The sequence below is a fragment of the Pseudomonas marginalis genome (genome assembly GCF_001645105.1).
In the GTDB taxonomy this organism is placed as follows: Bacteria; Pseudomonadota; Gammaproteobacteria; order Pseudomonadales; family Pseudomonadaceae; genus Aquipseudomonas; species Aquipseudomonas petroselini.
In genome coordinates, this window is the sequence record NZ_LKEG01000043.1 from 20,049 (window position 1) to 42,103 (window position 22,055).

The window sequence follows — 22,055 nt, forward strand, 5'->3', positions numbered from 1 at the left end:
GTGAGTGCCCTGGTTACGTAGCTCATGACAGCGGTGCTCCGGCGTCCCGAGAGAGCACCAGGGCCTGTGCGGCAAGGCATCACTTATGACACGGGGGCCAGGGTCGGATATCTCAGAGTCGTACAAAATCGTACGGCTGATCTGAACAAATCCCACAAGGTATTTCATACCTTTGTAGAATTGGATCCCCCCGGCTCATTCTCACGCAGCACTCGCCTTGCAGTGACTGACGACTGTACTTTTTGACTTGCCTACCGCAATAGCGATCTGGCCGAAGCTGGCTCCCTCGGCACGCATGCGCTCAGCGATGGCCTTCCAGTTGTCACCCACTTCCAGTGCAGCGACGCGCTGCTCCAGCTCAGCCATGCGCTGCTCTCGCTCCTTGTCGCGCTGCTCCAGCTTGCTGATACGCTGGCGGTCCTTGGTGCGATCTGCGAGCTCGTATATTTCGGCAACAGCATTGGCCAAACTACCGTTTTGAATGCTTCGATCACGGCGACCATTGCGAACATCATGCATGCCCATCTCCTTCACATGTGCGTGTTGACTGAGTGCCACCCATGCAGCCTTGATATGTTTGCTGCCCTTGCTGGCCAGCTTGCTGACTTCGGAAGCAGGAACTCCACAGCCCCGCAACAAATCCGCCGCCCTAGGCCTGCCCTTGTCCTGCATACAGTCATTCACTGCACCCGTCAGAACAGCTAAAATTTGCATAGCGTTGAGGTAAACCGTAACGACACCGGCATCCCTGAGCACCTCGCGACGCTTGGCTCTCGCCTCGCGTTCGATCCCTGCAAGCTCCGCCCCCACCCCCGCTGGCTTGGGCTTGGTAGGCAACCAGCCGTCAAGATCCCCATGCTGCTGTTTGTGCTCCCGTGCTTGTCTGGACAGTTCGCGGAAGTCACGGGTAACGCCGTGAATGGCGTCCATGTCCTGGATACCGAGATCCTTGGCGGCTCGGCATACCTGGGCGGACTCTTCATCACTCAGGTAAACGTGATCGATGTCAGAATTCATACTTCTTGCTCCGCCGAATTCAACGCCGCTACGACCAAAGCCCGAGTAAGGTCCATGTGTCCTGCGATATTGGCGTACGTGCGCCCGGACTCTCGCAACTCAAGGACTTCTGTGAGCCAATCCTCACCTCGTGCGACACGGACAACCAAATACTGGAGCGCCGCAAGCTCGCGGTCATGCTTGTCCATTCGGGCATTCATGGCGTTGAGCTCTCGGGCTGTCAGGCTCGCCAAGCGATGCTGGCGTGCGGCTGGTTGAACTACTACTGCTTTGGGCTCTGCTCGGGTAATCGTGGCGCCTGGGGTATCGCCATGTGTAGTGATAATCGTAGTCATGGTGTCTTGTCCTTTGATGGATGACCTGCTGAATTGCAGGCGCGCGAAAGCGCCGGGCTGATTTACGCCCGTGTCGATTTCATGTTGTTGGGTTCGTAGTGAGGGCGCCGCGTTCGAGCACAGAGGGCTTTGCTAAGCTGTCGACATCCTAGCTTCGTGGTGTACCGGGATGGAGCTGAAGAACCACGTAGCAAATGCGGAAGCGGGCGGTGTTGAATACGGTGACGGCAAGAACGGGCTTTATGTACCGCACCGGGGGGCGCCGCCCTTAGCTGATTCTTGCCTGCTCCACCCGCCATAAAGTTACAGCAGCCAAAGTGCCACGCTTGGATGCCGGGCCGCTGGTTGTCGCAACCTGCGCACGATAATACTTGCCCACCTTGCTGATGCCGTTGGGCAAACAGAGCTCGTTGGCGCGCCTGCTCCGCGTCCTTGTGCCCTGACTGTAAGCTGTGATCCGTAGGTTCTCGACTCGGTTGTCATAACCGTCGAGATTGGCGTGACTGATTAGATGCCCGTCCGGGATCTGCCCATATCGCAATGCGTAAAGGATTCGGTGCACATGGCATTGCTGGCCGTCTACTGAAATCTTCCAGTACCCGGCACCACTGTCTGTACCAGCTGGCGCCCCAGCAGGAATACGCCCCACTCTGATTACCCGGCGCAGGCCCGAAGGCGACGTGCTGTCGATGATGAACAATTCCCGCAGGCGATCAAGCGAGGGCAGTTCTTTGGCTTTCATTTTTGATGCTCCTATCAAGGTTCTCCAGGCACAGCAATGCCCACCAATCCGAAGGGACAGCGATGTGCGAGGGTTAGGTTGGTTGTGGCGGTTGAGGGTCGTAGCGGCTGAGGTTGTTGAATTCGCTGGCGCTGTCAGTGCTGGCTTGCATTCGCGTCAATCGACGTCAAACGTTTCTCTTGTCTATAGGCGAGCAATTGCTGTCTGTACCACGCAGCACCTGGAATGCAGCCAAAAACGTTTCTCTCATCCACAGGGCTGCAAAAAAGCTGACGGTGAGACAAGCGCCGTCGATAGCGAGTACACGCACTGCATCCCACGCATGACCGAACAAGGTAAACATCAGGACTGCTTCCACAGGGAGAGCGGAACAACCATTCAAGCATCACAGGCTCGGGTAGGCGCATCGATCCGAGTCAGGGAAACCGTATACCCAAGCGCTGAACTAATCGGCTCGCTGCTGTTGGGGTAAACAATGAACCACGGGATGTCTTGTGCCCATGAGCATTGAGCCATGTCGCAAGCGCCTGTAGTGTCGAGCACTGATCGAACATCGCCGCCTTGATGTGGTTCGCCATGCTGTCCGCATAATCATCCGCCTTCGCCTGCGCACCCAGCACTGCCGCCCCATTGCCCCGTGAGTGAGCTACGGCACGCCCCTGTGAGCGACGTTCGACCTTGGCCCTAGCCATCACATCCCCCGAATCAGCGCGGGCTTTGAGCGCCTTCAGAGCGTCTTTGGTGCGGCGTGAAATAAACTCTCGCTCCTGCTCTGCCAAGGCGGCGTAAATGTGCAACTGAAACTTGTCAGCACTCGGCATAGTGGCGACCTTGAAGTCCACGATTTTCATCAAACCAGCGATGTCTGCCACGTCACGACTGAGACGATCCAGCTTTGCCACTACCAGCGTCGCCCCCTGCGCCTTGCACGCCGCCAGAGCCGTCCTGCACTGCTCTCGACGCTCAGGAGATACCGTGCCGGACTCGCGATCTTCAAACTCTCCAATGATCTCCCAGCCGTTCTGATCGGCAGCCATGCGAATGTACTCCCGCTGGGCATCCAGCCCGAGGCCAGACTCTCCTTGCTTGACGGTGGAGACGCGGTAATAAGCTATGACGTTCACGGTGGACCTCAAGGATTTATCAAACCGTAGACACCATATATCAAACCTCTGATGACCATCAAGAGATTGACATGACAATATTAGAGCATTTAACCCTTAGGCAAGAGCCACTAGAGCGGCTAGGGGGGAGTTGTAGCAGCTACTCAGCTTCGAGTCCGCTCTTGTATAAGCAAAACATATTTAGGACGCGATTGAGAGCGAAGGACGCTCCCGATGGCGACTGGCAGTAAAAGGTTTGCGTGCTGTAAGATCCCTACCGTCTTGTAGTGAGCCGATCATCTGGACGGACTGCGGCGCAGATTGCCCTTTGGTTAAAGAAGGCGTCCACCTCAAACATTGCGCAAGCGATGGATCTACAGTACAGACTAGTTTTAGCACAAAGCTTAAACATTTACGGCAAGCTCTAACCTTTCTGAAATAGCAAGTCGAGCCGATCTAAAAGCACCATTAAAAGGAAATTGTAAATGGGGTTGAACGTAGCTATTCTTTTGGGCGTGACCGATTACATTGATGCTCACAATCAACTTCCCGCGTGCAAGAATGACATTGAAGTCATGGCCGAAGTTTTGGAGGCCACGAGGAAATTCAACGACATTTTTGTAGTTCCGTCGGAAAATGGTCAAGCTCTCAAGGCTTTATTAGCAGAGCACATAGCAAAGTTTAAAGGGCAGGAAATTGACGAATTATTCTTCTATTTCACCGGCCATGGCGACTTCAGAAATGACGAATTTCGCTTTTTGTTAAGAGACTACTCTATAGCGCGCCCCGCACAAACCTCACTCAGCAATGACGAGCTAGACAACTTCTTAAGAAGCCTATCCCCGAAAGTCGTCATTAAGGTTGTCGATGCCTGCCACTCCGGAATGCCTTACATCAAGGATGGAGGTAGTTTCGCCGAATACATGAAAGCTGCAACGGAAGCAACTTTTGATAAGTGCTATTTTCTATTCAGCTCGCAGAGCGACCAGGCTTCTTGGGCAAGTAGAAATATTAGCGACTTCACCAAAATTCTTGCGGAGTCGGTAGCTGAATCCGCCGTCGACTCTATTAGGTATAAAGACATTCTGGATTATATCTCGGACGCATTCATTGCTGATCCAAAGCAGCGCCCGATGTTCGTAGTCCAAGGCGACTTCACAGAGGTTTTCGGCGTATTTGCTAAACACGATAGAGAGTCGCTGAAAGCTCGACTTGGAGCCGTAAATAAAGGCAGTGTAGTAAAGGATTCCGGACGAACAAAAAGCTTAGCCGAGTTAATCAAAGAAGCGTCTAAAGAATACGTCACGATGGAGACAGCACTAAAAGCCTTGAGCGATCTGAAGTCCAACCTGGAAAATGTTTCTGTGCCGAACAGCTCATCAGAAATATTTGAAATGACCACAAACTTCTACGATGAATTTAAAGTACTCCCCAATAAAAGTACTCTCGGAAAGTGGCTCACCAAAAGTGAAGGCGAGTATTTCGCCTCACCCGAATATGACACCGAAACATACGAGGTCGACTCACCTATGTCTCGGGCGTTCGGAGGCATAATGGGAGCTAATCATGAGAAAATAACCAGAACCCGCAAAGTTATATCGGGCGTTCAAACAAGCATGGCGGACCTTCCATTCTTAGCCTGCAGAATCATTTTCACCCCTAAATATCCAAACATTACTCAATATAGTGCATGGCTAACATATTTCATTTCAAAAAAAGACATACAGCTTTTTTACTGCTTTGTTGATTATAAAGAAATCAACTGGGGTAAATACAGGATGTCCGAAATATCAGAGTGGAGCACCTTTAACACATCCCTAACAACTTTCGATGGAGGCAAAACAGTTTCAGAGACATTTCTTAACGCTTTTGAAAACTTTGTCTCAACCAATCTAGCAGTTAAACTCGGAGTAAATCTAGAGGCACCAAAACCTGATGAAGCACCAAAGCCAATCACAAAACCCAAAACCACGCAAGCCAAACCGCAGTAGCAACGTCGCAAAGGATCGCTAATGTAGCCACCTCTGTTAGCAATCCACGTGATATTTTGGACAGCGATTAGCGTCGACTGCCACCGCGTGACTGGTACACACATCTGGTACACTGATTAAGTTGGTCGGGGCTGTTTCCCCACCAAAACAGGGGCTTGGCAAGGTGGGCAGCGAGTCGGCGGTTCGATTCCGTCTCTGGGCACCACCTTTCGTTTCCAGGTGATGCCAAGCACACCCGGAAGCACACAAGAAGCCCGCCTCGTGCGGGCTTTTTGCTTTCTATGGTTCCCCACCGTTCCCTTGTAAGCCCAAACGGATGTGAGTAGATTCGTGAGTAGATCCAGTTCTGTCTAAAAATCTACTCACACCACGCCGGCAGAACGCCCGCTTGGTGCGGCCTGCAAGGGGGCTGCTTTGCTACTGTCAGATACCACCATCCGTACCGCCAAGCCCAAGGACAAGCTTTATCGCCTGACCGATGCCAACGGTCTATGCCTTGAAGTCACCCCTGCGGGATCAAAGCTCTGGCGCTAGCGCTATCGCTTCAACGGCAACGCTAAGATGCTGGCCCTCGGCACGTACCCCGCTGTAACTCTGCTCAAAGCTCGCCAGATGCGCGATGAGAGCCGTCAGATGCTTATTGATGGCATTGACCCAGGCGAACAGAAGTAAAGCCGCCAAGCAAGCGCAGAAGGTCGAGGGGATCACATTCGAAACACTTGCACGTGAGTGGTTCGCCTATAACGCTCCTCGTTGGGCAGAAAGCACCACCTACAAAGCCAAGCTTTATCTGGAGAACGATCTGATCCCCGGTATTGGGTCAAGGGCTCTGAAATCCATTACCCGACCGGAATTGGTAGAGCTTGTTCGAAAGGTTGAGGCTAGAGGCACGCTGAATGCCGCCGGCAAGATTCGCCAGTGGCTTCACCAGATATTTCGCTATGGCCTGGCCAAGGGCGTCGTTGATACGAACCCTTCTACCGATCTAAGTGTGGTTGCAGCGCCATCCAAAGCAGCTCGGCACCATCCACACGTGCCTTTTGCTGAGTTGCCCGAGCTCTTGAGTAAATGCGAAGCCGCGAACGTCCATACCCTCACCCGCCATGCGATCAAACTTTTGGTGCTGACAGCCGTTCATCCAGGTGAACTGCGTCAAGCACCATGGACTGAGTTCGACCTGGACAACGCCACTTGGACAATCCCGAAAGAACGGATGAAGGCCCGCCGCCCTCACATCGTCCCTCTGCCCGACCAAGCGGTAGCTATCCTGCTTCAACTCCAAGAGATCACAGGACGTTATTCACTGGTATTCGCTGGCGCCAATCCCGAAAGACCCATGAGCGAAAACACAGTCAACAAGGCTTTGCGCCAGATGGACTACGAAGGGCGACAGACCGGCCACGGATTCCGCCACTTGCTCAGCACCGAATTGAACGGGCGAGGCTACAACAAGGACTGGATCGAACGGCAACTCGCTCACGGTGACACCGATGAGATCCGCGGGACTTACAACCACGCAGCTTACGTTCCACAACGCAGGGAAATGATGCAGGCCTGGGCCGATTCTATCGACGCACTGTGTGCAGGCGCGAACGTGGTAAGTATTCAGCGACGAGGTGTTAAATGACTCACCAAGCCAAAAAATTCAACACCTGGGCACTACGCGGCGATACCGACGCAGACTGGTACGAGTCTTACGCTACCAACACCGAACCGCCGACTAGGATGCTCCGCATTGGCATCAGAAGACCGTGAAGCCTGATAGCCGGCCACAGATGCGTGCGCCTGCTCCAACGATCTTCCACGGCACGTGGCGAACAACAAAGCTTGCTTTGTGTAGTGAGTACACAAGCTGAAGGCTTGGGGTTACTTGCGCTGATCTTTGCTCCACCCGCAGGCTGAAGATGAACACCGTCAGCACGGGGGCCGGTATGCCATACGCAATACTAAGAACAAAAAAGCTCAAAGCGATCACTGGGGTACTGGGATCGGGGCGGCACACATTCCGAGAGATGCCAACACCGAACTCCGATAGCACCCCCAGCATGCATATGGCTGGTGCAACAAGCGCCGTCGAGCTGGGTCGCGCAGTCTTGGCCAGGCTTCCGCAAAAGCGACGGAAGGGAGCGGTGATCTGCATCGAATATTTGATTACAGCAAGCCCTGAGGCGTTTGCTAGACATGGCGGGGCGATGCCTGACACCGGCGGTTACTTTGATCGAGCCTTGGCATGGCTCAAGGCGCGTCATGGGTCAGCAAACATCGTGTGCGCCGAGGTGCACCTGGACGAGAGAACCCCACACCTCTTGCTTACGTGACACCCCTAACACGTGACGGCCGCCTGTCTGCGCGCGACTTCCTCGGAGGCCCAGCCAAGCTGCGCAAGATGCAAACCGACTTTCATCATTGGTGTGGCAAGCCTTTCGGACTGTCTCGTGGCGTTGAGGGGGCCAAGGCACGACACCAGAAGGTTCCCCGGTACTACCAGGCACTTGCTACCCCCGAGCGGATCATTACCCGAACAGACTTAGCCGCTGCTGTCGTAGGCATACACACGCAGAGCTATGCCACGCTGCTAGCTCGTGCCCAAGCTTCGGCTACACAGTTCAAACTCCAAAGCGCATCTGAGGAGGCTTTGCAAGATCGGCATGCAGCACCGCAGAGCCAGAGAATTCAGCTTGAGCGCTTTCAGCTGGAGCTTGAGGATCGGGAGATAGTGCTAGAAAAAGGACTTGATCAGCTCGAAAAGGTTAATCATGAGTTAGAGATGGCCCGGCTTACTGCAAATCAAGAGAAAGAACGCGCCGACAGGCTAGCGAAGAAGCTCACCCATATACTTCGACGCGTATCCAACGGCAACACCCCGCCATTGCCCCACTGAGACGCGTACTCTCAAACAACGAAGACCCGGCACACCCACCCTTGGGATATGGAGGAAGGCCAGAGCAGCAGGGCAACAACCTTCATCTAAACAAGACAAGCCCTTACGGCCAAATCTTGAGCTTCAGATATATCCAGGCTCTGAAGTGAGCAGTCTTGGATAAGGCGGGTGAACTGATCGTCAAGCGCACATATGTGCTTAACGCGCCCAGTAAATCGTTTGTTCAGCATTTCTACCGCATTGAGATCATAGAACTCATCCAGGCAAACCCAAGTCGGCTTTTTTAGATAGCCATCGGTCATCGGAATGAAGAAATTATGGAAACGGTCTGCAGGCTGACAGCCGAACGTCACACCACGACCATGCTGCTGCGAAGTGGTCTTGGCAACCACAATGACCGAGTCAGCACTACCGAGCACTACAAACAGCTTTTCTCCAGTTTCCCCGTCGTGGAAGTGAAATTGCTCATCGAAATAGACTGAGCCAGGAGTCATCGTAGACACTCCATCAGTTCCTTCCGATCCCTCGCAACACGCATCAATGCATCAATTTCCTGAGATCTGATAGCGAGTTCATAAGGAATTCGTTGCTGCCTCGCTCCCTGCTGATTGAACACCTTATCCCAAGGCATATTCTCTAAATGCGTAGCCTCGATCATGTCATCAGCGAGGGTACTCCGGTATTCTTCAGCAAGTCGACGCATTAGGCCAAGCTCACGCTTGGTAAAGTTCTTCGAACTGAATTCGATCCTCGGCTCAATATTCAGCATTACCTGCTGACCATTTCTGATGGCCTGATTACTAAATCTGATGGATGCAGCCATATCTGGCTGCGGAAGCTCGATCTCCGCCATCAAGTCGACGGGAACCGGCCCCTTTGGCCACGCCGAGTAGTCAGAGCCTGTCACGCTACGTCCAGTTTCTTTGAAGTGCTCGAAATCAAGGAAGTAGAGAAGCTTGAACAGTTTGATTTTGTGACAGTGCTGGGTGTTGCTGACGAAGAAGATGATCGCTTGAATCAGCTTCTCTCGCTCGTGAGTAATTAGCATAAACCGCTCCTGCTGAAAGCCTTTCAAGCATAGCATGTGGTTAAGAGTCAACCCTAATACAAGGCTGGCAACATGTCATTTTGATTTCATAGCCAAGCTAACGGATGAGAGCAACGGCGGGCAGGTTTGAGTTCAACACAATCAATGCGATTTTTGGCGGTTATCGCTAAAAGGTATGACTTCCCCACATGACCCACCAAGTGACAGCACCAGCTATTGGCGACAATCACATTCTTGTGATTTCGGGTGTTAGCACACTGGCAAATACGATGAAATTCATTCGAATTAAGACAGTCGAGAGGCACAGATTGATGGTCAATCGACTACCCCCCTCTCGCGCGCGCGCGTTTGTGGGTGGTTGATGAGCCGTCGGGCGCCGCCGGCGCGCTCAATTGATTGGTTTCAAGTGATCAACGAAATATCACGCGCAGGCCTTCCGATGCAGGCGATTGCAGAGTCAATCGGGGTGGCCCGAACCACGTTGATCGGCTGGAAACAGGGAGCTGAACCTAGGCACTCTGAAGGTGATCGCTTGCTAACGTTCTGGACGAATGTGACTGGCCACGACAGAGCTGCAGTGCCCATGGTCTCGATAAGCGACTGGTGGGCTTATCACGCAAAATAGGTACTCGCCCTGGTGATAAAAGCCGATAACGCCAATGTCACGCAGCGTCACACATAGTCACAGGGCAATGGCTGCTCACATTTCCTCACTGGTTGCGGGCAGCCTTCTTGTCTGCGATCCACTGTTCGACCTCGACCGGATCGAAGCGGCATCGAGCGCCACGTGTTTCACTGGTCTTGATAGGTTCAGGGAATGTCTTGTCGCGCACGCGTAGCTTGTTCAGTCCGGACACACTTTGCATGCCGAGCATCTTGATTACTTCTGCGTTGCCCACCAAGGCGGTGCGTTTTGGCTCCACGGGTATTTCCTCGCTTTAATCGGCCTCTACATTAGACGCCACCTTTGTCCCATCGCATGCTTTCCGACCCTGATCGGATATTTTTCCGGCCCTTAGCAATCATCCACTGCAAGAGCCGTTCGGCACTCCGCGAAGCGACTCTAGGAGCCAGCGCTACACTGAGATCTTGGTGCGGCCTCGACCCCACGACCCTAACCGGCGCTCACTGCAGAGTAAGATCGAGGCCACGCCATCCTACCAAGTCTCTAGCATCGCGATCAGAGCCAACACACCATGCTCTTCATCTGGCGCGCCCCAATGACTGACCCATATGGGCAACCTCGAATCCTTAGAGCCAAGCACGCACCGTCCTATCTGGGAATGTGCCGGGCGGAGTTCGACAAGACGGTTCGCCCACACGTCAGCGAATTCCCCATCGGCAAACAGGGAGTCGGGTTTGACCGACTAGAGTTGGACGCATGGGCAGACGCTTACATTGCGGCTCACTCGATTGATAAGTGCACACCATCTGAGAATGCTCTGTCGTCTGACTCGCGGGCGGCAGTGAAGAAACCACAGGTCACCTCCCGTAAATCAAACCCCGCAGGAGCACGAGCCCCTCATGCGAAATCGAAAGCGGAATTCCAGAGAGTCCTCGACCTCGTGAGGGGGAAAAAGAGGCCATGATTAGCCGACCCATGCCAAAACGTGTTCCACAAAGGTAAGCTGCGGCCACAGGCACTGACGCCAAGGAATATGGCCATGACTAACGAAGTAATCTTTTACACCCAGCTCGCTTCAATCGTCTCCTTCATCATCGCCCTTTTCACAGTTTATAGCGTCCTGGTACAGGCAAAGGAGGCATCGATCCAGGTGCTCAAAGAACGTCTGATCAATAAGGACGAGCAGATTGCGGCGCTAAAAGCTCAGACGCCCGACTCACTGGTGTCCATCCTCAATGATCGGATCAAGATCACTCAAGATGAAATTAGCCGCCTCGAAGCAGACAGGGACGTACATCGCAGCGAGATCGAGCTGAAGAAGGGAGAACTCCAAGGCATTCAGGACAAGCTGTCAGCCCTATCCGAACTGATCCGTAAAAGCGATTTAGTGTGCCCCAAATGTGGGGATCCGTTGGCCGGCCGTCAATCACATACGATTTATGGTGGTGTGAACGGTGAGCAGGAAGCCGATATCGAGATACTCAACTATGAATGCGGCTACTCAATCGCAGACGATGGGAAAGAGCTGGGCCGCTGCGCACATCACGTTGACGGATAATTAACACCGTCGCGACCACAACCGACATCACCAACAACAAACCTTATTGCTGCAAACTGTGGAAGAAACGCTGCTAGCCGCCAAGTATTTTTTTGTGCTGCTGCCTTACTCGAGCGTACAGCCAATTCACCTGTTTCTGAGGTTTTTCACCCTCTGCCTTCCTTAACAAATCCTCGAGACGCAACAGCAAATTAGTATAGATTTCGACTGCCTTGTTCGTTGGAATCCCCATGAACGTACCATCTGGAATCGACTCCTTCCTTAGATAATCTGACTTGATGAACTCCAGCGTGTAAGGGTCGACGTACACTCCGAGGGCGTCAGCGCCCACCATACCCTCAACGAGTTCGACGTCTTTCAGCCCCAGGATGCTTTTGTCCAAGATAACTCGAGGGTAGAACCCATTGGACTCTAGGCTATGAGCGACGTTGAGCGCTGGGCCAAAAACAATATCGTTTTCGTGATGGATATCTCCGACGGTGACACCTGCTCGTAGCAGAAATCCCGATAAGGCTGCCCCTACAAACACGTTGGACAGACCATAAATCACTTGAGAAAGCTCCTCCTGCTTAAATGGAATACTGATCACGCAGCAGTCGGAGAAAGAAGTGATCCGCGCCTCTCCAGCCCCCACAGCCTGCAAGACTGTCGAGCTTTTCAGCAGTCTAGGTATCAGCGAGAGATTCCCGACTTTTACGGGATCGCTGCCTGCATCTGTGACAAGTGTTTTCCAGCCCATGACGTCAAAAAAAACGACGAGCCTCTCGGAGTAAGTGATCGGGCTGTTGAAGTCTGTGCTATCCATTAGTGTTCTTCCTTGGCTCGAAAGCTAGTTTGGGTGCAAGCGAGTGATCCTATCAGCAACCCACAATCAGCAAGAACGTGCTTTGAGCAGCCTCTAGGCGCTACCTAACGCGTTCGCAGGTCGAGATTTTTTCAGGCAGCGTAGGATTATTGCTCGATGCAGAATTACACAGAGTCTTTTAAATTGGCGATGGCGCGAACCGATGATTTAACCGGTCGAATGTCAAACTACCCGCTTGAGCTCGATACGAGCATGACGATAAACCAGGTCGCGGTTGTGGCAGCTATCGCCAAGGATTTCGCAGAGTTTTTACCTCACACCGACGTCCTGCCGGGCAAGTGCTTCCGAGTTGCGCGTGAACTTTCCTATGTTTTGTTCCAACTCGGCATCAGGCACACCGTGACAGTTGGAGACGTTGCACTGATTGATGGTCTATATGCGGGCGTGGCGCCAGATAAGCTGCTGAGCGATGTCTCGATGGGGTATCAACTTGACTTTATGGATGGCCGCCCAGTGGGACGGCCAATTGATGCTCACGCCTGGATAACGCTGGAGAACGGCTGTGTCATCGACGCAACGGTGCTCGCGTCGCAGCATCGTAAAAGCTTGAATCCATCGGAGTTACTGTCTTTTCAAGACGCCATCTATTACACCGGCAAGCCGAATACCCCAGTGATGCACCATATACCGATGCTAACCGGGCTGGTTTATCACCAGAAAGTTTTGACAGCTCCCATGGATGGAGACTTCCAGAACTACTGTCAGTGGTATGAAGATTACCCAAGGCTGATGGGCCGACTAGATCTGTTGAGACTGGTGCCCGCCCTTGCACCCACGTGAGCCCCGCCCATCTATCAAGACTCTTGCTTTCCACTCAGGCATAAAACCGCCCTGATCACCTCAAGGGTCAATCATGGCCGAGTGGACACCCGAGAAGCTCAGAGTTTTTTAAAGTGCTAGGCCTCCTCGAAACACGGAGAGCCACAATGACGGATATCAAACTGATAGCCAGCCTGTTCGACCGCCTCAATCAAAACCAGCTCGCCCTGGGCGCCGCAGTGGAGGAGCTTTCCAATTGGGTCGAGCAGCGCGGATCGGCGGACATTGCCGACAACATGCGCGGCGCGCTGGAAACGCTCGACGAAAACCTGGTGTTCATTCGCCAAGGCATTGCTGAGCTGACCGTCGCCGGCAGCCTGGGGCAGTCGTGACGCAGGCTAGGATTCTGGACAGGCTCTGGACGGCTGGAGAGGCCGCAGCTCATCCAAATCGGCCCGCGGGCCAAAGCCAGCAAAGGCTGGCGGCAGATCGGACATGCGGCCTGGTAGCTACCTCGTCCAGAAACAGGGGCAAATCGGGGCAGTCACTTCCGGGACAACTGGCTCAGCGTCGACCCAGGCAAACGCGGCCATAATCCTTGACCAGCGTTGACGAAATTTTTGACAGGTCTTGACGGATTTATCCGGCGCCGTCAGCGGTTAGCGCACTGAAATCCACGCAGTTCAAGGCTTTGCGAGCATTCGGGCTGCCTGACCAGCACCAGCCCCGTCTAAAATTCGGGAGGTGGCCGTCAAGGTGGGTGCTCGATCAATATCCTGGCGCGATGGAGTGGTGAAATACCGGGCCAGAAAAATGCTTAGCGCGCCTGGCAATACTAGACAGGCTCTAGACAGATTTTAGCCGACTGACCACGGGCAAATTGTCCGCAGCCCAAGCAATGCCCAGCTTCCAGCGCTAACGGTGGCGTGCTGGTGCTTGAGGCTCGCAAGCATTTTCCGGGGCTTTCAGCGACCTGCCTGCAAATCTTAGCGGGCTTATTTGAAGCCTTGATCAGCGTTTGGGTTGATCTCGCCTCGCCACAGCCTCAACAGCTTTTTCCGGCATCTGTTGATAAAAAGCAGCAATCTGTTTGGGCTGGCTGATCCGATTTTCCACAATAAAATTTATTAACCCAAAGAGAGGCACTACAAGCGACGGTGTATTGGCAACATCGAGCTCAAGGATGTGAAGCGCGTTGTTACCAACAATCCTGGTGCTATCCAATGCCTGCTGAACACCTACAGGAAGCCCAGCAACTACCAGTTTCTTAATCTGGTCATTGATCCTGTCCTCCGTGCCGACCAATTGATTACAGAGCTTTTCCAAACAAAGCCTTAGCAGGGCAGCAGAGGAGCGAGGCGATACGGAAAACACCTCTCTCGCCTCATTAAAGTCAGCTTTGCAGCTTTCGGGCGTCTCCTCATGAGCATGAGGTGCGGTCACGATCAGAGGGAAGATCATTTTACCTTCTGAATACTGACCAATTATGTTTGGCCGCCCAGTACCCAACCAGAAGCTTGAATCACCGCATGCGCATGTGGCTGCCATGAGAACGTTGAACGGAGGGTTTTTCGATCCTAGCCACTCCATGTGTGAGTTCGCTTGACAATGTGGGCAGGTGAAAATGCTTTCGTTGAATTTGGGCTGGATATATTTCAAGGTGCAATCCTTGCGAAAAAAGAACAACTTTAAGCCAAATGAATCAAGTCGGCAGCAGCATCTAGTAAGCGAGATCAAGGTAGGGCAAAAAAACCGCTCTAGGATCGCCGGCGTGGCCTGCGAAAATTAACCCCACGAATGACCACTACCCTGATCCGGGATGGTGCCGGCGCGGGGAATGGCAAGAACGCCTCAGCGTCGTGGAAGTGCCACACGACGGCGGCGCCCCAACCACCGCAAAAGCGAGGAGCCAACCAATGAGGCGATTCAAAAGGGCTTGCCACTCGTCGGGCATCGACAGAGGAAATCAGCACGGTTTCGGTCGCCGCCGGCAGTTTCAAAACAGAGCTGTATTTGAAAAAGAGAGTAGATTTGTGAGTAGATATATATATCCACTGATGACAAACCCTTTTAAAACTTGACCTACAGCTAGCTATTCGATTCCGTCTCTGGCACCAAATACCGAAACCCCTGATTCCGCAAGGTCTCAGGGGTTTTTTCGTTTCTGGACCTTCAAGCTGCGCTCTGTGTCCGCTCAACGACATTACGGCCGATACAGCGGGAATGCCTCTATCAGCGGCACTATTTCCCGGCCTGTCTCTATTGCACTTTCCGAGGGATCGCTCGGTCTTGGGATATTCCTGGCAAAGTGAAAGATAATGGTCTGCCCGGTGGTACCGTCCTTGTAATACTTGAAATAACTGATTTCCGAGAATTGCCCGTCTTTACGCAATGACATGGGATAAAACATCATCGAATAATCGATTCCGGTTTTATTGTCGGTCAGCAGGATCGCCGGCATGTTCGGATTTTCTTGCTGGTGAAGCTGGATGGCGCGCTTGGCGAGGTCGAGGGGTTTGAAGCGGTTCATCTCGCGAGGTACGACGGTAAAGTCCACCATTTCATTCCAGGCATCGATGCTTTCCTCTGCGGGGAAATACTCCCACAATCCCGGTTTTTGGAATTTCAGGACGAACGTCTTGCCGCCGAACACCACCGTTTTGGTGTCGGCAATCGACGGACTAGACATATCGGAGGTAAGCGGCGTAGCGCAGCCGTAGAGCAACATGAAGGCGGATAACACAAGCAATGTGGCTTTCATTTCAATCCTTGAAAATGTGCGTCAGTGTATTTTGCGCAGGTCACAGTAACCCGTGGTTTCAAGCGGTTCGGACATGAAGGGGTGTATCGGCGGGTTCGATTCGGTCTCTGTCACCCGCCTGAGGCGATTCAACCTCGCCCCAACGGATCGCTGCCCCCCCGATCCCACATCAACGTAAACACCGCCACCCGCTCCTGATCGGAAATCTGAAACCCCCGCGCCTCGACCCGATCAATCCAACCCTGCGCCGACAGCCTCTCCCCAAAGCGCACCAATCGCCCGTAGCGCTTGAAGACAGCCCTCAACACGTTGATCATCGCCGGGTAGCTGCAGCCACCGTCAAAGCAAATGCTCAACCGGCCAAATCGGGAGCGGCCGATCACGTGGCCACCGTCAGGCCGCTTAACGTCCTTTTTCGTCATATCCATGATGCTTCCAGTACGACAACTCAAAAAAACAGCACAACTGAATGACCAGTCGGTCACTCAGCTAGCCGAAAATACAGCAAGTGGCTGATTTATTTCAGAAAAAACACCATCAGCGGATTGTCGTTCAACCGCCCTTCAAAGCTTGGAGCCAGATACTCCAGAGGCGTTCCGTACAGCAGCGCAGTTTCCTTACGCGCCACTATCACCCAGGCCGGTCGGGGCAAGCCCCCCAGTTGCTCAAGCGCTTTACTGCCGATAAATACCGGTTGCTCGTCGTGATCCAGGTTCATCATGTATCGCACCGCCCAGGTGTCCCGACCCAGGTTGATAAACACCAGCGGACCCGGCTGCTCGGCACGCAGCGCCTCTACCTGGCCAACAAACTGCCGGGTATCGAATTGCAGATCCTTGGCCGGTTCCACCACCGCCACCAACAGCAGCCATTGCGCCGCCAATGCAATCAGGCTTAGCCATACCAAACGGCCAACCCGACGCCAGGCGACCAGCGCCGCCATTTGCAGCACCATCAGCACGCCGATCAGCAACGACAACGAAACGCTTGGCCAATAGCCATGCTTCTGCCAGGCATGCCGACAGACAAAGACCACCACCACGCACAACGCCGGCAGCGCCGCGACAAGCCCTTCGTAGCATCGGCGCACGCCCGCGAGCCACCCTTGCGCCTGCAGCAGCCCATAGGCTGCGACAGCCGCAAACATCGGCACCATGGGCAGGATGTAATAGGCGCGCTTGAAGTGCGGCACCGACAGCCCGAGCAGGATCATCAAGCCGCAGGCGCCGAGCCGCGCCACCAAGTGCAGAGTGCCCTCGAACCGCTCGGGCCAGCGGTGACGCAGGGCAATCATTGTGGCCAGCGCCAACGGCACCACCGGGAAGTAGCGGTACAAGCTCAGCTGGAAGTAGAAATAGAACGGCTCGCCGATTTCATCGAGACGCCCGCCCACCTGCATCTTGAACACCTCATCGGCAAATGCGTCACCCCCGCTGATGCGCGCCAACTTCATCAACAACCACCAACAGGCTGCCAACAGCACCAGGCCGACGCTGCCGTGGATCAGCACCTGCTTCACACGCTCTCCAGGCTTGCCCAGCGCCCAATACACGCACACCACGCCGCAGACCTCGATCAAGCCCAACGGCCCACGTATCGCGAAGCCCAGAATGAACAGAGGGAATACCGCAAGCCGTCTCCAGCGACCACCGCTGTGCAGCAGGTAGAAACTGCCGACACAGAGCAACGCCACCATCTGGTCCAGGCACACCGAGCGGGATTTTTCGAGCAGTTGGGTGGTAAGCAAGGTCAACAACACCGTAAGCAGCGCCCACTGGCGATTCGCCGGAACCAGCAAGCGATAGATCACGGCCACCACCCCAGCGGACGCCAGGGCAGTGGGCAGCACATTCGCCAGATGGTTGGGCGCCCCCAACAGTCGGGCAAACACCCAACTGAAGAAGGTCGCGGTGCCGGGGTAATCCGCGTAAGGCTGCCCGTAGGTGGTCGGGAAAAGACTCGCACCATGGCGAAACATTTCTTGCAGGAAAAGCGCCCAGCGTCCGTCAAATCCTTGGGGCTGCTGATCCCAGATTCCCAAGGTGAACAGCATTAGGGCGAACACAAAAATGCCCAGTGATTCCAAGCGAAAACGGCTGCGGTGATCCATCGGTTGACCTGTCAGGTAAGGGACGCCGACTTATGGTGCAGACCGCCCTGCTGAATAGCGCCTGAACAGACCTGAACATTCCCGCGTTTACCGACCTGCGGGCCATATCCACTGCGGGATCAACCGAACGTAGATCAACTCCCCAATGAGCTCGACCAGGGTTTGCAGGACCACAGCCGTCGCCGCCAACCCGCGCACATCCTCGGGCAAAGCCAATGCCAAGGGCAGTACCACCAGCGAGTTACGTGTCGACGCGCTGAACGTCACCACCCGCGCCGTTACCGCAGGAAGCGCAAACAGCCGCGACGCCAGCGCCCCCATCAGCGGCGCCAGCAACAAGAAGCCGATGTACACCGGGATCACCGGCAGCAACAGGTTGATATCCCGCACCACGGAGGTGATTTGCGAGCCGACCACCACAAACAACACCAGCGCCATCGCCGGCACCGGCAGCCACGCCCAGGCGCTGTTCCAGACACTGGCAATCGATGATCGCCGCGCCAGCGCAGTCGTGACCACGGCCAGCAGCATCGGCACCACGATCAACAAGAGGAACGCCTCGATAAACGGCCGCGCCTCGACCACCCCCTCGGATTGCGCGCCGAGCATCAGGCCCAGATAGATCGGCAACAGCGCCAACTGCAGCAGCAACAGCACCGGCGTAGCCGCCAGCATCAACCGCGAATCCCCCTTACCGATGTGGGTAAACACCACTACGTAGTCGATGCAGGGCGTCAGCAACACCAGCAAAGCGCCCACGAGCAACGCCGGACGGCCCACGAGGCTTTGGGTCAATGCCCACACCAGTAACGGAACGAAAATAAAGTTGGCCAGCAGCAATGCCGACAGGAAGCGCTTGTTGCCCCAGCTTTGACGCAGGTCCAGAAACGGGATTTGCAGGAACATCGCATACATCAGCACCGCGATCGCGGGCGTGACCAGTGCGCTGAGGCTGTGGGCAAATGAGGGGGCGAGCAGGCCGAAAACGGCCGCCAGCAGCACGGCTGCGAAGTAGACCGGAATCTGGTTGTGTTCGAGGGTGTCGCGGGACATGAAGGCTGGCTCAGATGGATCGAAAGGTGGTCAGCCTAAGCATACGAGGTGGCAAGGTCGAGCACCCTGACAATCTCCGCGATCACGATGCACGGAATTTGTTAAGTTCGACGTCTTATAAAAAAGCGTGAGCCTGCATGTCCTCACCCGAGGCGTAAGGACCCTGTAGCCCAATGAACCTTCCAACCCGCCCCACCCCGCTAGCGTTCCACGAACCCGCCACCGACGGCTACTCCCTGGGCGGCTTCACCTGGCGCCACCTGCGCACCGACGTCGAACGCCCGGTCGTCATCATCAACGCCGCCACCTCCGTGCGCTGCCGCCACTACGCCCGCTTCGCCGACTACCTGTTCGCCAACGGCTTCGACGTCATCACCTACGACTACCGTGGCATCGGCGAATCTCGCAGCGGGTCATTGCGGGGGTTCAACGCCTCGTGGTCGGATTGGGGCGTGCTGGATTTCGAGGCGATGCTGCAGCGAGCGCAGCGGGAGTTTCCAGGGCAGCCGATTGACGTCGTCGGCCACAGTTTTGGCGGCTGCGCGGCAGGGCTCGGGGCGTCGGGCGCGGTGATTCGGCGGATGGTGACAGTCGGCGCGCAGTTTGCGTACTGGCGCGACTATGCGGCGAGCGTGCGTTGGCAGATGTTTGCCAAGTGGCATGTGGTGATGCCGCTGGTGACGGCGCTGTGCGGGCACTTCCCCGGCAAGCGCCTGGGCTGGCTGGAAGACACGCCGGCGGGCGTGGTACGGGACTGGAGCACGCTGACGCCCAGGTATGAAACGCGCCCGAGTGGACGAGCGTTGGGTGAGCTGCCTTTCAGTCGTGTAAACGCGCAGATACTGGCCATCAGCATGACCGATGATCCGTTCGGGACAGTCGCGGCCATCGAGCGGCTACTGGGTTACTTCGACAGCAGTGAGCGCACCCATCTGCGCATCGCCCCTGAAGACATCGGCGAAAAGGAAGTCGGACATTTCGCTTTTTTTCGCAGCGAGTATCAGGATCGGTTGTGGCCGATTGCACTGGAATGGCTTCAAAACGGGCAATTAACGGCGGATACCCTTGGGATTTCTGCCAACCTGCGCTTCAATACCCCACCCAGATCCAGCATTCCAGGACGTTGAGCCATGGCCTCGCCGAACAAGCAGCAAAAACGCGCCCACCGGGCAAAGGCCAAGGCCAAGCAAAACCGTACCCAACGCGCTGTCGCGACCAAGCCGGACGCGTTTGCCGGCGATGACAGCCGCATCGACCTTGAGTCAGTGGATTTGACCGAGCTGTTCGTGGAGATGCGCACCGCAGGCGAGATCAGCCAGCAGGCATTGTGTGCCGTGTTCCTGGCTCACCCGTTGCTGGCGCTGGTGCTGGAACAGGAAGGCGAGGAGGAAGCCACCGACTTCATTCTTGCGGCACTGATCGAGTATCGGCAGTGGGCCACGGACACCGACGATGAAGCCGCCGCGCTGGCGTGGATCGAGTCGCCGCAGTTCCAGGCCGATTACGTGGCGGCATCACAGGCGCTGACCAGCTCCCAGGACTGATACAAAACCAAATGTGGGAGGGGGCTTGCCCCCGATTGAGGTAGATCAGCCAGCACATCTGACGCTGACACACCGCAATCGGGGGCAAACCCCCTCCCACATTTTCTACAGCACTTCGTCAGCTCAACACCGCAGCGCCTGCTCTCTGCGCCTTGCGACGGCTTGATACAAACAGTCCTGCCGCCACCACCAGCAAACTCAGCACGCCGGTCGCGATGATCTCAACCCGGTGCGCTTCCTGGAACAGCATGATGGTCAACGTACCCACGATGAACACCATCACCGCGTAAGTCAGGCCCGGGAACAGCCACATCTTGAAGACGATCTTCTCGCCCGCCGCCGTGCGCTTCTGGCGCATGCGCAGTTGCGACACCGCAATCACCAAGTACACCAGCAACGCGATGGCGCCGGAACTGGCCAGCAGGAACTCGAACACAGCCGCCGGAGCCACGTAGTTGGCGAATACCGCCAGGAACGCGGCGCCGGTGGACAACAACACTGCCCAATAAGGCGTGCCGCTCTTGTTGGTGCGCTTGGCCACAGCCGGTGCATCACCGCGACGGCCCAGGGAGAACAGCATGCGCGATGCGGTGTACAGCGCCGAGTTCAAGCAGCTGGTTACGGCAACCAGCACCACCAGGTCGACAATCAGCTTGGCGTTCGGAATGCCCATGCGTTCCAGCACGGTCTGGTAGGAACCTACGGCCGCCAAGGTCGGATCGTTCCAAGGGACCAGGGACACCACGATGAAGATCGACAGCAGGTAGAACAAACCAATCCGCCAGATCACCGAGTTGGTGGCCTTGGTGATCTGCTGGCCTGGGTTCTTCGATTCAGCGGCGGCGATGGTGACGATCTCGGTGCCCATGAACGAGAACATGGTGGTAAGGATCGCGGCCAGTACGGCGCCCATGCCATTTGGCATAAAGCCTTGGGTGTCGAACAGGTGCGAAACACCGCTGACCTGGCTGGTCGGCAGGAAGCCGAAAATCGCGGCCAGGCCAAGGACCACAAAGCCCACGATCGCCACGACCTTGATCAACGCAAACCAGAACTCAAACTCGCCGTAGTTCTTCACGCTGAATAGATTGGTGGCCGTCAGCAGTAAGGTGATGATCAGGGTAAAGGCCCAAATGGCCACATCCGGGAACCAGGCGTGCAGGATGGTCGCGGCAGCGTTGGCTTCCAACGGAATCACCAGCACCCAGAACCACCAGTACAACCAACCGATCGTAAACCCGGCCCAATGACCGATTGCGCGGTCGGCGTAAGTGGAGAACGAACCGGTGTCAGGCGACGCGACGGCCATTTCTGCCAGCATGCGCATCACCAATACCACCAGTGTGCCCGCAGCGGCATACGCCAGCAGTACGGCCGGGCCGGCGGCGGCAATCGCGTGGCCGGAGCCGACAAACAGACCGGCACCGATGACGCCGGCAATCGAGAGCATGGTGACGTGACGCGGTTTGAGCCCCTGTTCGAGGTCATTGGAGCTTTGCGTACTACTCATTGACACACCTTTACGAGGAATTGCGAAAACGGTCGGCCCGGCCCGGGATCTTTCTCGTGAAAAGAAACCAACGGGGCGTTCTTTATTTTTTACGCAATATTTGCGCCAAAATGTTACAGGGCCACGATTGACGCGGGCTGCAGGACGATTCAA

At 55.3% G+C, this 22,055-nt stretch carries 24 protein-coding genes and 1 pseudogene; 10 read left to right on the forward strand and 15 right to left on the reverse strand.

From position 1 onward, the window contains the following. Window positions 1-201: 201 nt before the first annotated feature. The 5 genes from AO064_RS17285 to AO064_RS17300 form a co-directional block, all read right to left on the reverse strand. Entirely contained in the window at window positions 202-1,017 is an 816-nt protein-coding gene (locus tag AO064_RS17285; protein ID WP_064054100.1) for a hypothetical protein, read from the reverse strand. After that, a complete protein-coding gene (locus tag AO064_RS17290) occupies window positions 1,014-1,352 on the reverse strand; it encodes a hypothetical protein (RefSeq protein WP_064054101.1) in 339 nt (112 codons plus the stop codon). Before AO064_RS17290 ends, AO064_RS17285 begins: the two co-directional genes overlap by 4 nt. A gap of 268 nt (window positions 1,353-1,620) precedes the next feature. Beyond that, complete coding sequence (locus tag AO064_RS17295; RefSeq protein WP_064054102.1) at window positions 1,621-2,094, reverse strand: HNH endonuclease signature motif containing protein; 474 nt, start codon at window positions 2,092-2,094, stop codon at window positions 1,621-1,623. 166 nt (window positions 2,095-2,260) lie between these two features. Further along, window positions 2,261-2,437 carry a hypothetical protein gene (locus tag AO064_RS30720; RefSeq protein ID WP_156521572.1) on the reverse strand — a complete coding sequence of 59 codons (177 nt, stop codon included), beginning with the start codon at window positions 2,435-2,437 and terminating at the stop codon, window positions 2,261-2,263. A 73-nt stretch (window positions 2,438-2,510) separates the two neighbouring features. Beyond that, entirely contained in the window at window positions 2,511-3,218 is a 708-nt protein-coding gene (locus AO064_RS17300) for a recombinase family protein (RefSeq protein WP_064054103.1), read from the reverse strand. A gap of 464 nt (window positions 3,219-3,682) precedes the next feature. Between AO064_RS17300 and AO064_RS17305 the strand changes: the two genes are divergently transcribed. From AO064_RS17305 to AO064_RS17315, 4 genes and pseudogenes are all read left to right on the forward strand, one after another. After that, window positions 3,683-5,188, forward strand: a complete 1,506-nt coding sequence (locus AO064_RS17305) for a caspase family protein (RefSeq protein WP_064054104.1) — start codon at window positions 3,683-3,685, stop codon at window positions 5,186-5,188. Window positions 5,189-5,602: 414 nt separating this feature from the next. Beyond that, window positions 5,603-6,815, forward strand: a pseudogene (locus tag AO064_RS17310) (tyrosine-type recombinase/integrase). A 304-nt stretch (window positions 6,816-7,119) separates the two neighbouring features. After that, a complete protein-coding gene (locus AO064_RS31835) occupies window positions 7,120-7,506 on the forward strand; it encodes a plasmid recombination protein (protein WP_259640912.1) in 387 nt (128 codons plus the stop codon). Continuing rightward, window positions 7,419-8,069: a plasmid recombination protein gene (locus tag AO064_RS17315; RefSeq protein ID WP_259640908.1), complete on the forward strand. Its 651-nt coding sequence runs from the start codon at window positions 7,419-7,421 to the stop codon at window positions 8,067-8,069. Before AO064_RS31835 ends, AO064_RS17315 begins: the two co-directional genes overlap by 88 nt. A gap of 86 nt (window positions 8,070-8,155) precedes the next feature. On the opposite strand, the gene AO064_RS17320 is transcribed toward AO064_RS17315, so the two are convergent. The 3 genes from AO064_RS17320 to AO064_RS17330 all read right to left on the reverse strand — a co-directional run bounded on the left by AO064_RS17320 (window position 8,156) and on the right by AO064_RS17330 (window position 10,040). Further along, window positions 8,156-8,572 (reverse strand): hypothetical protein, encoded by a 417-nt coding sequence (locus AO064_RS17320; protein ID WP_244159530.1) that lies wholly within the window; start codon window positions 8,570-8,572, stop codon window positions 8,156-8,158. Next, complete coding sequence (locus tag AO064_RS17325) at window positions 8,560-9,117, reverse strand: Panacea domain-containing protein (protein ID WP_064054106.1); 558 nt, start codon at window positions 9,115-9,117, stop codon at window positions 8,560-8,562. Before AO064_RS17325 ends, AO064_RS17320 begins: the two co-directional genes overlap by 13 nt. Before the next feature lie 710 nt (window positions 9,118-9,827). Continuing rightward, window positions 9,828-10,040 (reverse strand): helix-turn-helix transcriptional regulator, encoded by a 213-nt coding sequence (locus tag AO064_RS17330; protein ID WP_064054107.1) that lies wholly within the window; start codon window positions 10,038-10,040, stop codon window positions 9,828-9,830. 360 nt (window positions 10,041-10,400) lie between these two features. On the opposite strand from AO064_RS17330, the gene AO064_RS31840 reads away from it, so the two are divergent. Both AO064_RS31840 and AO064_RS17335 read left to right on the forward strand, forming a co-directional pair. After that, window positions 10,401-10,706 carry a hypothetical protein gene (locus AO064_RS31840; protein WP_375232517.1) on the forward strand — a complete coding sequence of 102 codons (306 nt, stop codon included), beginning with the start codon at window positions 10,401-10,403 and terminating at the stop codon, window positions 10,704-10,706. Window positions 10,707-10,781: 75 nt separating this feature from the next. Further along, window positions 10,782-11,300 (forward strand): coiled-coil domain-containing protein, encoded by a 519-nt coding sequence (locus tag AO064_RS17335; protein ID WP_064054108.1) that lies wholly within the window; start codon window positions 10,782-10,784, stop codon window positions 11,298-11,300. A 73-nt stretch (window positions 11,301-11,373) separates the two neighbouring features. Here the strand turns inward: AO064_RS17335 and AO064_RS17340 are convergent, their stop codons facing one another. Continuing rightward, complete coding sequence (locus tag AO064_RS17340) at window positions 11,374-12,105, reverse strand: hypothetical protein (protein WP_064054109.1); 732 nt, start codon at window positions 12,103-12,105, stop codon at window positions 11,374-11,376. Between the two features lie 156 nt (window positions 12,106-12,261). On the opposite strand from AO064_RS17340, the gene AO064_RS17345 reads away from it, so the two are divergent. Together AO064_RS17345 and AO064_RS17350 are read left to right on the forward strand one after the other, a co-directional pair. Further along, complete coding sequence (locus AO064_RS17345) at window positions 12,262-12,945, forward strand: hypothetical protein (RefSeq protein WP_064054110.1); 684 nt, start codon at window positions 12,262-12,264, stop codon at window positions 12,943-12,945. Window positions 12,946-13,091: 146 nt separating this feature from the next. Continuing rightward, on the forward strand, window positions 13,092-13,316 hold the full coding sequence (locus tag AO064_RS17350; protein WP_064054111.1) for a hypothetical protein: 225 nt from the start codon (window positions 13,092-13,094) through the stop codon (window positions 13,314-13,316). 619 nt (window positions 13,317-13,935) lie between these two features. Here the strand turns inward: AO064_RS17350 and AO064_RS17355 are convergent. From AO064_RS17355 to AO064_RS17375, 5 genes are all read right to left on the reverse strand, one after another. After that, window positions 13,936-14,583, reverse strand: coding sequence for a DUF4145 domain-containing protein (locus tag AO064_RS17355; protein ID WP_082893951.1), 648 nt, complete (start codon window positions 14,581-14,583; stop codon window positions 13,936-13,938). Window positions 14,584-15,127: 544 nt separating this feature from the next. Further along, window positions 15,128-15,685, reverse strand: coding sequence for a hypothetical protein (locus AO064_RS17360; RefSeq protein ID WP_064054113.1), 558 nt, complete (start codon window positions 15,683-15,685; stop codon window positions 15,128-15,130). A gap of 128 nt (window positions 15,686-15,813) precedes the next feature. Next, entirely contained in the window at window positions 15,814-16,113 is a 300-nt protein-coding gene (locus tag AO064_RS17365; protein WP_064054114.1) for a hypothetical protein, read from the reverse strand. 89 nt (window positions 16,114-16,202) lie between these two features. After that, window positions 16,203-17,795, reverse strand: coding sequence for an ArnT family glycosyltransferase (locus tag AO064_RS17370; RefSeq protein ID WP_064054115.1), 1,593 nt, complete (start codon window positions 17,793-17,795; stop codon window positions 16,203-16,205). Between the two features lie 87 nt (window positions 17,796-17,882). Beyond that, window positions 17,883-18,848, reverse strand: coding sequence for an arsenic resistance protein (locus tag AO064_RS17375; protein ID WP_064054116.1), 966 nt, complete (start codon window positions 18,846-18,848; stop codon window positions 17,883-17,885). A 173-nt stretch (window positions 18,849-19,021) separates the two neighbouring features. On the opposite strand from AO064_RS17375, the gene AO064_RS17380 reads away from it, so the two are divergent. Both AO064_RS17380 and AO064_RS17385 read left to right on the forward strand, forming a co-directional pair. After that, window positions 19,022-19,975, forward strand: a complete 954-nt coding sequence (locus AO064_RS17380; RefSeq protein WP_064054117.1) for an alpha/beta hydrolase family protein — start codon at window positions 19,022-19,024, stop codon at window positions 19,973-19,975. A gap of 3 nt (window positions 19,976-19,978) precedes the next feature. Next, on the forward strand, window positions 19,979-20,392 hold the full coding sequence (locus tag AO064_RS17385; RefSeq protein ID WP_012721736.1) for a hypothetical protein: 414 nt from the start codon (window positions 19,979-19,981) through the stop codon (window positions 20,390-20,392). A gap of 118 nt (window positions 20,393-20,510) precedes the next feature. On the opposite strand, the gene gabP is transcribed toward AO064_RS17385, so the two are convergent. Further along, the gene (gene gabP / locus AO064_RS17390; RefSeq protein ID WP_064054118.1) at window positions 20,511-21,902 is read right to left on the reverse strand and encodes a GABA permease; all 1,392 of its coding nucleotides are present in this window, start codon (window positions 21,900-21,902) and stop codon (window positions 20,511-20,513) included. Window positions 21,903-22,055: the final 153 nt, after the last annotated feature.